The organism is Bradyrhizobium sp. AZCC 1610, assembly GCF_036924515.1.
GTDB lineage: Bacteria > Pseudomonadota > Alphaproteobacteria > Rhizobiales > Xanthobacteraceae > Bradyrhizobium.
Genome location: NZ_JAZHRR010000001.1, coordinates 7,258,562 through 7,270,845, shown reverse-complemented (window position 1 = coordinate 7,270,845; position 12,284 = coordinate 7,258,562). Strand labels below are relative to the sequence as shown.

Annotated in this window: 14 protein-coding genes; 7 read left to right on the top strand and 7 right to left on the bottom strand. The window is 63.5% G+C overall.

What is annotated here, in order from left to right; translation table 11 throughout:
* Positions 1 to 249: 249 nt before the first annotated feature.
* Entirely contained in the window at positions 250 to 717 is a 468-nt protein-coding gene (locus V1279_RS35605; protein WP_334445477.1) for a hypothetical protein, read from the top strand.
* Positions 718 to 858: 141 nt separating this feature from the next.
* A complete protein-coding gene (locus V1279_RS35600; protein ID WP_334445475.1) occupies positions 859 to 3,093 on the top strand; it encodes a PAS domain-containing hybrid sensor histidine kinase/response regulator in 2,235 nt (744 codons plus the stop codon).
* A 66-nt stretch (positions 3,094 to 3,159) separates the two neighbouring features.
* Here V1279_RS35600 and coaA read toward each other — a convergent pair whose 3' ends face one another.
* From coaA to hisB, 7 genes are all read right to left on the bottom strand, one after another.
* Positions 3,160 to 4,116 (bottom strand): type I pantothenate kinase, encoded by a 957-nt coding sequence (coaA, locus tag V1279_RS35595; protein WP_334445474.1) that lies wholly within the window; start codon positions 4,114 to 4,116, stop codon positions 3,160 to 3,162.
* Positions 4,117 to 4,131: 15 nt separating this feature from the next.
* Positions 4,132 to 4,455, bottom strand: coding sequence for a phosphoribosyl-ATP diphosphatase (locus V1279_RS35590; protein WP_214488182.1), 324 nt, complete (start codon positions 4,453 to 4,455; stop codon positions 4,132 to 4,134).
* Between the two features lie 83 nt (positions 4,456 to 4,538).
* Positions 4,539 to 5,312 carry an imidazole glycerol phosphate synthase subunit HisF gene (gene hisF, locus V1279_RS35585; protein ID WP_334445472.1) on the bottom strand — a complete coding sequence of 258 codons (774 nt, stop codon included), beginning with the start codon at positions 5,310 to 5,312 and terminating at the stop codon, positions 4,539 to 4,541.
* A 10-nt stretch (positions 5,313 to 5,322) separates the two neighbouring features.
* Positions 5,323 to 6,072 (bottom strand): 1-(5-phosphoribosyl)-5-[(5-phosphoribosylamino)methylideneamino]imidazole-4-carboxamide isomerase, encoded by a 750-nt coding sequence (hisA, locus tag V1279_RS35580; RefSeq protein WP_334445471.1) that lies wholly within the window; start codon positions 6,070 to 6,072, stop codon positions 5,323 to 5,325.
* Positions 6,060 to 6,710: an imidazole glycerol phosphate synthase subunit HisH gene (hisH, locus tag V1279_RS35575; RefSeq protein WP_334445469.1), complete on the bottom strand. Its 651-nt coding sequence runs from the start codon at positions 6,708 to 6,710 to the stop codon at positions 6,060 to 6,062. The genes hisA and hisH overlap by 13 nt, the downstream gene beginning before the upstream one ends.
* The gene (locus V1279_RS35570; protein WP_334445467.1) at positions 6,707 to 7,240 is read right to left on the bottom strand and encodes a DUF2628 domain-containing protein; all 534 of its coding nucleotides are present in this window, start codon (positions 7,238 to 7,240) and stop codon (positions 6,707 to 6,709) included. Before V1279_RS35570 ends, hisH begins: the two co-directional genes overlap by 4 nt.
* Before the next feature lie 38 nt (positions 7,241 to 7,278).
* Positions 7,279 to 7,872: an imidazoleglycerol-phosphate dehydratase HisB gene (hisB, locus tag V1279_RS35565; RefSeq protein ID WP_334445465.1), complete on the bottom strand. Its 594-nt coding sequence runs from the start codon at positions 7,870 to 7,872 to the stop codon at positions 7,279 to 7,281.
* 193 nt (positions 7,873 to 8,065) lie between these two features.
* Here hisB and hslV point away from each other — a divergent pair, with 193 nt between their 5' ends.
* From hslV to hslU, 5 genes are all read left to right on the top strand, one after another.
* The gene (gene hslV / locus V1279_RS35560; protein WP_334445464.1) at positions 8,066 to 8,617 is read left to right on the top strand and encodes an ATP-dependent protease subunit HslV; all 552 of its coding nucleotides are present in this window, start codon (positions 8,066 to 8,068) and stop codon (positions 8,615 to 8,617) included.
* Between the two features lie 15 nt (positions 8,618 to 8,632).
* Positions 8,633 to 9,118 carry a GNAT family N-acetyltransferase gene (locus V1279_RS35555; protein WP_334445462.1) on the top strand — a complete coding sequence of 162 codons (486 nt, stop codon included), beginning with the start codon at positions 8,633 to 8,635 and terminating at the stop codon, positions 9,116 to 9,118.
* The gene (locus V1279_RS35550; protein ID WP_334445460.1) at positions 9,115 to 9,723 is read left to right on the top strand and encodes a DUF2585 domain-containing protein; all 609 of its coding nucleotides are present in this window, start codon (positions 9,115 to 9,117) and stop codon (positions 9,721 to 9,723) included. Before V1279_RS35555 ends, V1279_RS35550 begins: the two co-directional genes overlap by 4 nt.
* Before the next feature lie 67 nt (positions 9,724 to 9,790).
* Complete coding sequence (locus V1279_RS35545; protein ID WP_334446722.1) at positions 9,791 to 10,867, top strand: hypothetical protein; 1,077 nt, start codon at positions 9,791 to 9,793, stop codon at positions 10,865 to 10,867.
* Between the two features lie 8 nt (positions 10,868 to 10,875).
* The gene (gene hslU / locus V1279_RS35540) at positions 10,876 to 12,177 is read left to right on the top strand and encodes an ATP-dependent protease ATPase subunit HslU (RefSeq protein WP_334445459.1); all 1,302 of its coding nucleotides are present in this window, start codon (positions 10,876 to 10,878) and stop codon (positions 12,175 to 12,177) included.
* Positions 12,178 to 12,284 lie beyond the last annotated feature (107 nt).

Genomic DNA, 12,284 nt, shown 5'->3' with positions numbered 1-12,284 from the left:
AAGGAAGAATGGATTGCTTCGCTGCGCTCGCAATGACGCGGATAGGCCGCAACTCGCCGGATATCCTGCCTGCGCGGGGCATAACGGCCTTCCGTGCGGCTACAGCCTCGGCTCACATTGACGCACTCGCGACGAGGATGCCGAGCCGCACAAAAACAACCGGCGTCAACACAGCGGTAACTAGTTTCCTTTACCCTCTACCAACCATAAGCCCCACATCACGGGCTTATGGTGAGCGAGTAGCGTGTCATGTTGCGTTTGAAGACCCTGGCCTCGGCTGTTCCGCTGGCGATTGCCGCCCTGTTCGCGCGCGGCGAGTTTTTGGCCGGGCCTCGGGCCTGCATCGAGATAGCAGGCACCTCTGTCCAGATCGCTGCTCTCTCCTGGCAGGCGCACCGGCACGTCAGCTTCACCAACGATCCCTCCCGCGCGACGGTGCGGGTCCAGATTTCCGACAACGCGGAAGCGGCCGACTTCACCGTGATCGACGACATCGATACGACGGAGGCCGGCGTTTGCGAGAGCAACGCGCCACCGCGGCTGGTCGCGATCTCCCGCAATCCCGCAGGTTCCGATCCCGTGATCTATCTTTCCCGGGATGGACCGGCCGACTACCGGATCTTCGTGTCCTCGAACAGCTTTTCGCTGCTGGATGCCGCCGCGTTGATCGTCGGCGCCCGCGGCGAGCGCCACCGCGTCGAAGCGGCGTCGCTTTAACACTTCATTCACCATGTTCTCATCGCGAGCCCTAACGCGCCGAGAGCCTCAAGCACTTTGCAATATCGGCGACGCATCGTCTGTCCAAGACAGACGGCGACACGCCGGCCTGGTTCAACAGCAATCTCAGGGTCATTGGCGATGGGACGGACCTTCCGGATCAAACTTCGCTTTCGCCGTTTCGGCCGCCGGCATCCCTGGCTGACCTTCGCGCTTCGCTCCTTCATGATCTTCTCGGCCGTGTTCGGCGGCGCCTATGGATTCATTGCCGGAGCCAAGGCGGAAAATTCCGGCTATGACCCGCACACCTTTGCGATCGGCGTCGCCTTCCTGTTTGCGATCGCCTGCGTCGCGCTCGCCACTTTCAGCGTCCGGCTCCGCCTGATGCGCAAGAAAATGCGCAAGGTCGCGCTGCATAATGAAGCGCTGGCCGACCGGAACTGGGAACTGCAGGAAGCCGAGCAGCGCGCCCGCCGCTTGTTCGAATCGCAGGGCGATCTGATCGTGCTGCGTGACGCCGAGGGCCGCATCACCTATGCCAACGATGCCTATTGCGAACTCGCGCAAATGCCGTGCGACGCGCTGATCGGCACTCACTTTGCGCTTGAAGTTCTCGAACAAGGCGACACCGCGCTCGAACCGAACGGTACCCGCGTTCACGACCAGCAGGTCGCGGGTCCGCTCGGTCCGCGCTGGATCGCGTGGCGCGAGGGCCTGGTCCGCAACGACGCCGGGGGCCCGGCGGAAATGCAGAGCGTCGGCCGCGATGTCACCGATCGCACCGAAAGCGAGCGCGCGCTGGCCGAGGCCCGCGACCAGGCCGATGCGGCAAGCCGCGCCAAGTCGCGCTTCCTCGCGATGGCGAGCCATGAAATCCGCACGCCGCTCAACGGCATCATCGGCATGAGCGGGCTGTTGATGGATACCCCGCTGTCGCCGGAACAGGCGACTTATGTCAAGGCGGTGAAGACTTCCGGCGACGCGCTGCTCTCGCTGATCGAGGAGCTGCTGGACTATTCCAAGATCGAGGCCGGCAAGATCGATCTCGAACATCGCCCGTTCGCGCTGTCAGGCATGATCGAGGACATCACCGAATTGCTGGCGCCGCGCGCGGAGGCCAAGAAAATCGAGATCGCCGCCTATGTCGACGAGCGGCTGCCGATGCACGTGATCGGCGACGCGGCGCGGTTGCGGCAGGTGCTGCTCAATCTGGCCGGCAACGCTATCAAGTTCACCTCGGCCGGCGGCGTCGCCCTGATCGTCGAGCCCGGCATCTGGCCCAATGAAGTCAGTTTTCTGGTCCGCGACACCGGCATCGGCATCGCGCCTGAGGCGCGTGAGCGGATCTTCCGCGAGTTCGAACAGGCCGACGACAAGATCGCCCGCAGCTATGGCGGCACCGGGCTCGGCCTGAGCATCTCCGACCGCATCGTCAAGCGCATGGGCGGCCGCATCACGCTGGAAAGCCAGCCGGGCGCCGGCTCGACATTCGAAGTGTCGATCCCGCTCGCCGCCGCCGACGGCGAACAAATCTCCTTCGCCACGCCGGATCTCTCCGGCCAGTCGATCATGCTGGTCTCGCCACAGAGCATCGAAGCCTCGCTGACCGCGCGGCGGCTGCAGCGCTGGGGCGGGCAGACCTGCATGGTATCGGACGCCGACGTCGCCGAGGCCCTGCTGCCGGAACGGTCCTGGCATGCCGTGCTGATCGATCACGCGCTGGGGCTGGCCGACATCGAACGGCTCGGCGAAACCGCGCGCCTGCATGCCACGCAGCGCATCGTGATGTTCACGCCGGCGACGCGGCACGAATTGCAGCCCTCCGCCACCTCCGCCTTCACCGGCTATCTGGTCAAGCCGCTGCGCACGGCTTCGCTCGCGGCCCGCCTGACGACCGCGCCGGAAGTGGCCGCGCCGAGCCTCGAGCCGGCCCTCGACACTCTCGAGACATCAGCCGCGCCGTCGGCCAAGGGCCTGTCGATCCTGGTTGCCGAGGACAATCAGATCAATGCGTTGTTGATCCGCTCCCTGCTCGGCCGGCTCGGCCATCACGCCGTCATCACCACCAACGGCGCCGAGGCGCTGGAGTCCTGGCTGTCGGCGAAATCCGCTGGCACCCCCTATGATCTCGTGCTGATGGACATCCAGATGCCGCAGCTCAACGGCATCGAAACCACCAAGCGGATTCGCGCCCTCGAGGCCGGAGAGCCGGGAGGCCGGACGCCGATCCTCGCGCTCACCGCCAACACGCTGGTGGAAGACCGTTACGCCTGCTTCGAGGCCGGCATGGACGGATTTTTGATCAAGCCGCTCGATCGCGAGAAACTCGCCGAAGCGCTCGCCGGCCTCGTCGCGTCGCGACACATCGCGGCGTGAGGTATTGGAGGATTTGTGGGTGGGCAAAGCGCAAGCATGCCCGCCATTCAAGAGCGCGTTGAAAGATTACAGCCGCCGCAGCGCCACCGTCTCGACCAGGTGATCGGCGCGCTTTTTCAGGATCAGCGTCGCGCGCGGACGGGTCGGCAGGATGTTGTCCTCAAGATTGGCGAGGTTGGTGCGCTCCCAGATCGCGATCGCAGTAGCGGTGGCCTCCTCGTCCGAAAGCACCGCGTAGCGATGGAAGTACGATTTTGGATCGTGGAACGCGGTATCCCTGAGCGCAAGGAAGCGCCGCACATACCATTCGCGCAGCACCGGCTCGTCGGCATCGATATAGACGGAGAAGTCGAAGAAGTCGGACACCACGGGCACCGCCTTGCCGTCGCGCGGCAGGCGGCCGGTTTGCAGCACGTTGACGCCTTCGACGATCAGAATGTCCGGGCGGTCGACCTCGATCCACTCGTTCGGCACGATATCGTAGACCAGATGCGAATAAACCGGCGCACGCACGGGCCGGCGGCCGGCCTTGATGTCGGAGAGAAACGACAGCAGCATCGGCAGATCGTAGCTCTCGGGAAAGCCTTTTTTCTGCATCAGGCCCTGCCGCTCGAGCACCGCGTTGGGAAACAGAAAACCGTCTGTCGTCACCAGGTCGACCTTGGGCCGCGGCGACCAGCGCGCCAGCAATGCCTGCAGCACGCGCGCAGTGGTCGATTTGCCGACCGCGACCGAGCCGGCGACGCCGATGATATAGGGCACCTTGCGGTCGCGGATACCGAGGAACTGGCGCTGCGCCTGGTAGAGCCGATGCATGGCGTCGACATAGATCGACAGCAGCCGCGACAGCGGCAGGTAGATGTCCTCGACCTCCTGCATGTCGAGGCGGTCGTGCATCGAACGCAGCCGCTCGAATTCGCCCGGCTCCAGCGTCATCGGCGTATCGTCGCGCAACCGCGCCCACTGCTCGCGCGTGAAGATGCGGTAGGGATTGTATTGCTGGTCGGGGGTGCGGATGTCCATGAACTGCCCTCTCGGTCAGTCGCGCTTGCGCGACGCCTTTTCCTCAAGCCCGGACATCGACGTCCGTTGCGCCAGCGCGGCCTCGACCTCGTCGAGCTTCACGCCGCGCGCCTTCAACAGCACCAGCAGGTGAAACAGCAGGTCGGCGCTTTCGGCGATCAAGTGGTCCCGATCGTTCTCGACGGCCGCGATCACGGTCTCGACCGCCTCCTCGCCCAGCTTCTTGGCGCAGTGCTCCGCGCCCTTGTCGAGCAATTTGCGGGTGTAGGACGCCTCTCCTCCCGATGCGGCCCGTGCATCGATGGTGGCGGCCAGATCATGGATCGTGAAACGCGACATCAACCGAACTCAACACTCGCGCCCGGCCCAAGGCCGGGTCGCCGTCCCAAGTCAGGACTTAGCACTTTTGTGAAAGGGAGTCGTCAGGGATCGAGCCGCATCGGCAGCCCGGCCCGCACCATGTGCTCCTTGGCTTGGCGTATGGTAAATTCGCCGAAGTGGAATATCGAGGCCGCCAGCACCGCGGTGGCGTGGCCCTGGCGGATGCCGTCGACCAGGTGGTCGAGATTGCCGACGCCGCCGGAGGCGATGACCGGTACGGGGACACTGTCGGCGATGGCCTGCGTCAGCGGCAGGTCGAACCCCTGCCGGGTGCCGTCGCGGTCCATTGACGTCAGCAGGATCTCACCGGCGCCGAGCGATACCACTTCCTGCGCGTATTCGATGGCGTCGATCCCGGTGGAGTTGCGCCCGCCATGGGTGAAGATCTCCCAGCGGTCCGAGCCGCCGCGCTTGACCCGCTTGGCGTCGATCGCGACCACGATGCACTGCTCGCCGAATTTTTCGGCGGCCTGCTTGACGAATTCGCGGTTAGAGACGGCAGCCGAGTTAATCGAGACTTTGTCGGCGCCGTACCGCAGCAGGGTCTTGATATCATCGATGGTGCGGACCCCGCCGCCGACCGTCAGCGGCATAAAACAGGCCTCCGCCGTGCGGCGGACGACGTCCAGCATGGTGCCGCGGTTTTCATGGGTCGCGGTAATGTCGAGGAAGCACAATTCGTCTGCGCCGGCCGCGTCATACGCAATCGCCGCTTCGACAGGATCGCCGGCATCGCGCAAATCGACGAAATTGACGCCCTTGACCACCCTTCCGTCCTTGACGTCGAGGCAGGGGATCACGCGAACCTTGAACATGACAATACTCCTACGCCGCGGCGCGCGCGTTGCGGATCAGCGTCAGCGCGGCGGCGGGATCGAGCCGGCCGTCATAGAGCGCGCGGCCGGCAATGGCGCCGGCGAGTTTTTGGGCACGCGGCTCCAGCAACGCCTTGACGTCATCGATCGAGGCGAAACCGCCGGAGGCGATCACGGGAATCGAGATGCGATCGGCCAGCGCGATCGTCGCATCGAGGTTGAGACCCTTCAGCAGGCCGTCGCGCGCGATGTCGGTGAAGATAATGGCGGCGACGCCGGCATCCTCGAAGCGCTCTGCGATTTCGAGCGCGGTCACCTGCGAGGTCTCGGCCCAGCCTTCGACGGCGACCTTGCCGTCGCGCGCGTCGAGGCCGACGGCGACGCGGCCAGGGAACTTTTTCGCGGCGCTCTTCACGAGCTCCGGATCGCGCACCGCAGCCGTGCCGATGATGACGCGCGCAATGCCCTTGTCGAGCCAGGCTTCCACCGTCTTGAGATCGCGAATGCCGCCGCCGAGCTGCACCGGCATGGTGACCGCTTTCAGCATCGCCTCGACCGCCAGCGCATTCATCGGCTTGCCGGCAAAGGCGCCGTCGAGATCGACGACGTGCAGATATTCGAATCCCTGCTCGGCGAAGGATTGCGCCTGCGCCGCGGGATCGAGATTGAACACGGTCGCGCGCGCCATGTCGCCCTGTTCGAGGCGCACGCACTGGCCATTCTTCAAGTCAACCGCGGGAAAGAGAATCACGGCTTCCACTTCAAAAAGTTCGAGATCAGGGCCAATCCAAAACGCTGGCTCTTCTCGGGGTGAAACTGCGTACCGATCGCGGTGTCCTTGCCCACGATCGCCGTCACCGGCCCGCCGTAATCCGCGCATGCCAGCACATCGGCCTCATTGGAGGCATTGAGATGATAGGAGTGCACGAAATAGGCGTGGCGGCCCTTCGGCCCGAGCGGTAACCGCTCCAGCACCGGATGCTCGCGGATCATGTCGAGCGTATTCCAGCCCATGTGCGGGATCTTCAAATTTTCCTCGCGCGGCGCGATCTTCTCGACGTCGCCCTCGATCCAGTTGAAGCCCTCGGTTACGACATGCTCCTTGCCGCGCGTCGCCATCAACTGCATGCCGACGCAGATGCCGAAGAACGGCCGCGCCTTGACGCGCACCGCTTCGGTCATCGCTTCCAGCATGCCGTCCACCGCGTCGAGCCCCCGGCGGCAATCGGCGAAGGCGCCGACCCCGGGCAGCACAATGCGATCGGCGCGAAACACCGCCTCGGGATCGCGCGTCACCATGACCTTTTGCGGATCTTCCATGCTCCGCGCGGCGCGCTCAAACGCCTTCGCCGCCGAGTGAAGGTTACCGGAGCCGTAGTCGACAATCGCAACGCTCATCGCGGCCCTCCCGGCTCCGGAAACAGGCCGATGATCCCGCCTTGCGGCAATGGCGGCGGCGGTTTGGAGAACGGCTGGCCCGGAATGTGGCGTGTCGGCGGCGGTGCGCCGCGATCGACCGCCCATTGGTCGTTGGTCAGGCCGCGCTGCCGGGCAGTCCAGCGCTCGAAGAAGCGGCGTTCGGCAGTTTCCTCGTCGTCGGCGACCACGATATCGAGCTGGCGCCATTTGCGCCGCGACAGCGTCCAGCGCCGCAGGCTGGCCGCTTCGAGGCCCATCAGGATCGCAATCAGGACGTCAACAGCGAAGATCGCGCCGCGGCTGGCGCCCAGCGCCGACATCCCGAACTGGACAGCTATCATCAGAACGATCCAGCCGATCAGCGCCAGCCACAGCCGATGCCACAACAGCCAGATCACACTCGCGACCGCAGCCCAGAAATGGAAGCCGTCACGGACAAAGACGAACTTGTCGGTCGCCGTGAGATCGGCGCCGTTGGCTACGGGAGCATGCACTGTGTAGACCGGCATCGAACCTCTCCGCCGCGAGCGAAAACGCAAACAAGAAATCAGCCGCCGAGCTGACCCTTGGTGGAAGGCACTTCGCCCGCGGCGCGCGGATCGATCGCGACAGCGGCGCGGAGCGCCCTCGCCAGACCCTTGAAACAGGATTCGGCGATATGATGGCTGTTCTCGCCATATAAGGTCTCGACGTGCAAAGTCACGCCGGCGTTGATGGTGAAGGCGTTGAACCATTCGCGCACCAGCTCGGTATCGAACTGACCCACCTTGTCGCGCGGAAAATCGACCTTGAACACCAGCACCGGCCGGCCCGAAATGTCGATCACGACGCGCGACAGCGTCTCATCCATCGGCATGTGGATCGAGGCATAGCGGGTGATGCCGGCCATGGTGCCGAGCGCCTGCTTTACGGCCTGTCCCAGCGCGATGCCGACGTCCTCGGTGGTGTGGTGGTGGTCGACATGGAGGTCGCCATCGGCCTTCACGGTGATGTCGATGCGCGAATGCCGGGCCAGCAGGTCGAGCATATGGTCGAAAAAGCCGATCCCGGTCGAAACCTTGGATACGCCCGTGCCATCGAGGCTTACGGCGACCTCGATGTCGGTTTCCTTGGTCTTGCGCTTGATGGACGCTGTGCGCATGAAAACTGCTTCCCTTGGGCCGCCTGGGGGCCGAAAACGCGGCCCTTTTAACAGGCCGATCCAGCCTTCGCTACTGCGGGATGACACTTTTGGAGGCTGAACTTCGGCCTATGGTGACTGGAATCCCGGCTGAAATGCCGCGATTGTATCCCTCCCCGCCAGCCCCTAAATCTGATGGGAACGAGGGCAATTCATGCAAGCATCTGAAAACAACCTGCCGATATGGCACGGCACCACGATTTTGACGGTCCGCAAGGGCGGCAAGGTGGTGATCGGCGGCGACGGCCAGGTCTCGATCGGCCAGACCGTCATCAAGGCCAACGCCAAAAAGGTCCGCAAAATCGGCAAGGGCGACGTGATCGGCGGCTTTGCCGGGGCAACTGCCGACGCCTTCACCCTGTTCGAGCGGTTGGAAAGCAAGCTCGAGCAATATCCGGGGCAATTGACCCGGGCAGCCGTCGAACTCGCCAAGGACTGGCGGACCGACCGCTATCTGCGCCGGCTGGAGGCCATGATGATCGTCGCCGACAAGGACGTCTCGCTGGTCCTGACCGGGACCGGCGACGTGCTGGAGCCCGAAGCGGGCGTGATGGCGATCGGCTCCGGCGGCAATTATGCGCTGGCTGCCGCCCGCGCGCTGGTCGACACCGACAAGGACGCCGAAACCATCGTGCGCCGCTCGCTCGATATCGCCGCCGACATCTGCGTCTACACCAACCGCAACGTCACGATCGAAACGCTCTGAGGGAAGCCCCCGATCATGGCGCCGGACTATGTCTTCCGCCCGATGACATCTGACGATTTGCCGGTGATCCGGCAGTGGTTGGCGCAGCCGCATGTCCGGGAATGGTGGGGTGATCCATCCGAGCAGTATGATTTGGTCAGCGGCGATCTCGACGAACCGGCGATGGATCAATTCATCGTCTCGGCAGGGAGCAACGATTTCGCCTATCTGCAATGCTACGACCTGACCGCCTGGAATTCAGGTTTTGGTGAACATCCGCGCGGCACCCGCGGCATCGACCTGTTCATCGGCGAGCCCGACATGATCGAACGCGCCCATGGTTCGGCGTTCATTCGCGCCTTCGTCGACGAGCGCCTGCGGAATGGTGCGCCGCGCATTGTCACCGATCCCGATCCGGCCAATACCCGGGCCGTTCGTGCCTATGAGAAGGCGGGATTTGAAAAAGCTGGTATGGTCGATACACCTGATGGTCCCGCTCTGTTGATGGTGCGCAACGCATGACCGCCGAGAACATCGCCGGAAAATCTCCGACTACTGGCGTCGCAACCTGGCACTGGATGCTGATCGCGACCGGCATCCTCGTCCTCCAGGCCGCCATCCTGTATGTGATGGGCCGTCTGCCGATCTGCGCCTGCGGCTATGTCAAACTCTGGCACGGCGTCGTGCAGAGTTCGGAGAATTCGCAGCACATCGCCGACTGGTACACGCTATCGCACATACTGCACGGCTTCCTGTTCTACGGCGCCGCGTTCCTCGCCTTCCCCCGCCTCGCCTGGCAGGGCCGCCTGATCCTTGCCATGCTGGTGGAAGGCGGCTGGGAACTGGTCGAGAATTCCGACTGGATCATCGACCGCTACCGCGCCGGCACGATCTCGCTGGATTATTTCGGCGATACCATCGTCAACTCGATCTCCGACTCGGTTGCGATGATCGGCGGCTTCCTGCTGGCAAAAAGGCTTCCGGTCGCCGTCACGGTGGCGCTAGCACTGCTGTCCGAGCTCATGATGGCGCTCCACATTCGCGACAATCTGACGCTCAACATCATCATGCTGATTCACCCCTTCGAGGCGATCAAGCTATGGCAGAGCGGGCCGCCGATCATTTAGAGACGATGGGATAGGCTGCTTGCGACGGCCCTGATCCGGCTTACTTAACTCCAGAGGTCCAGTGTTGATGATTGCAAGCGAGATTTTGGCGAAAGGCGTTGAGCGCGGCATTATTACGGCCGAACAGGCCGAACGCCTGTGCGCGCTGGAAAATGCCGGCGAGCCGCCTGAATTGCCCGTCTCGCCCGACGACGAACAGCTTCGCTTCATCAGCGGCTTCAGCGACATCTTTGTCACGATCGGACTTGCCATGTTCATTGGGGCGGTCGGCTATTTTGCCCTGTCATCCAACGGGCCCGTTGGTATGTGGATAGCGGTCGCCGTTACAGCGTGGTTGCTCGCCGAATTCTTCACCCGGCTGCGGCGCATGGCGTTACCAAGCATTGTTCTCCTGATCGTATTTGCCTGGGCCGCTTTCGCCGCCAGCGCCGTCTTTCTCGGGGCGGGCGCTCGGCTATACAGCTTTCCGCTGTCTGCATGGGGGCTTTCCGGACTTGGTGGGATCGAACCAGCGATGTTGGCCGGTGCCGCATTTCTAACCGTGCTGCTGACAGCACTGCACTACTGGCGCTTTCGGGTACCCATAACTATAGCGGCAGGGTGCGGCGCGCTGCTGCTCACGGTCATGGGGTTAGCTTATGGGCTTTTTCCGCAGCTTCCGCACGGCGCGTACAGCGCCGTAATTCTTGTTTGCGGCCTCGCGATTTTTGGCCTGGCCATGCGGTTTGATATGACAGATCCGGAACGGTTGACCCGCCGAACCGATATCGCCTTCTGGCTGCATCTGCTTGCAGCGCCTCTCATCGTCCACTCGCTAATTGGCGGCGTGTTCGACGTAGGCTCGAAACTCGAACCCGAACCGGCTATTGCCGTAGTGGCGGTGTTTCTGGCACTCAGCCTTGTCGCGGTCTTGATCGACCGCCGCGCTCTGCTCGTATCAGGCCTTGCCTACGCCGGAGCTGCATTCTGGACTCTGATCCGGCAGGTCGACCTTTCCGACATAACGACCCCACTCACAATCCTGACCCTCGGCGCTTTCGTGTTGTTGCTCAGTGCCGGATGGAAGCCGCTCCGTGCCGGGATACTGAGATTGACACCGCCGGCGCTCACGCGTCGCCTCCCGCAACCAACCCTATCCGTATAAGATGTAGAATGACCGACTTTTCTCCCCGTGAAATCGTCTCCGAACTCGACCGCTTCATTGTCGGCCAGGCCGACGCCAAGCGCGCCGTATCGATCGCGCTGCGCAACCGCTGGAGGCGGCTTCAGCTCACCGGCAGCTTGCGCGAAGAGGTGCTGCCGAAAAACATCCTGATGATCGGTCCGACCGGCGTCGGCAAGACCGAGATCGCGCGGCGGCTGGCGAAGCTTGCCAACGCGCCCTTTATCAAGGTCGAAGCCACCAAGTTCACCGAAGTCGGCTATGTCGGCCGCGATGTCGAGCAGATCATCCGCGACCTCGTCGAGGTCGCGATCGTGCAGGTCCGCGAGCGCAAGCGCAAGGACGTGCAGGCCCGCGCGCAGCAGGCCGCCGAAGACCGTGTGCTGGACGCGCTGGTCGGACCGGCGTCGAGCCCCGCCACCCGCGATTCGTTTCGCAAGAAGCTGCGCGCCGGCGAGCTCAACGAAAAGGAAATCGAGATCGAGACGCAATCGTCCGGCGGTATGCCGATGTTCGAAATCCCGGGCATGCCCGGCGCGCAGATGGGCGCGATTTCGATCGGCGATATCTTCGGAAAGATGGGCGGGCGAACCAAGACCCGTCGCCTGACGGTCGAAAGCTCGCACGAGATTCTCGTCAACGAGGAATCCGACAAATTGCTGGACAGCGACCAGCTGGTGCTGGAAGCCATCAACGCGGTCGAAAACAACGGCATCGTGTTCCTCGACGAGATCGACAAGATCTGCGTGCGCGACGGCCGTACCGGTGGCGACGTTTCGCGCGAGGGCGTGCAGCGCGATCTGTTGCCGCTAATCGAAGGCACCACGGTCTCGACCAAGCACGGCGCGGTCAAGACCGACCATATCCTGTTCATCGCCTCCGGCGCGTTCCATATCTCAAAGCCTTCGGACCTGTTGCCGGAATTGCAGGGGCGGCTACCGATCCGCGTCGAGCTGGAAGCGCTGACGCGCGACGACATGCGCCGGATCCTGACCGAGCCGGAAGCCTCGCTGATCAAGCAATATGTCGCGCTGCTGCAGACCGAAGGCGTCACCCTCGACATTACCGACAGCGCCATCGACGCGCTGGCGGATATCGCCGTCGCCGTCAATTCGACGGTGGAGAATATCGGCGCGCGGCGGCTGCAGACGGTGATGGAGCGGGTGCTCGACGAGATTTCATTTGCCGCGCCGGACCGTCATGGCGAGACGGTCAAGGTCGATGCCGATTACGTGCAGAAGCACGTCGGCGATCTCGCCAAGAACGCCGATTTGAGTCGGTTTATTTTGTAGGCCAAGGCGCAGTCGTCGTCCCCACGAAAAGCGGGGACCCATAGCCACAAATGTTCGTTGTGCGCTCGCGCTCGGGCCGCTATCCCGTTGACGACCACGGCCGGTGG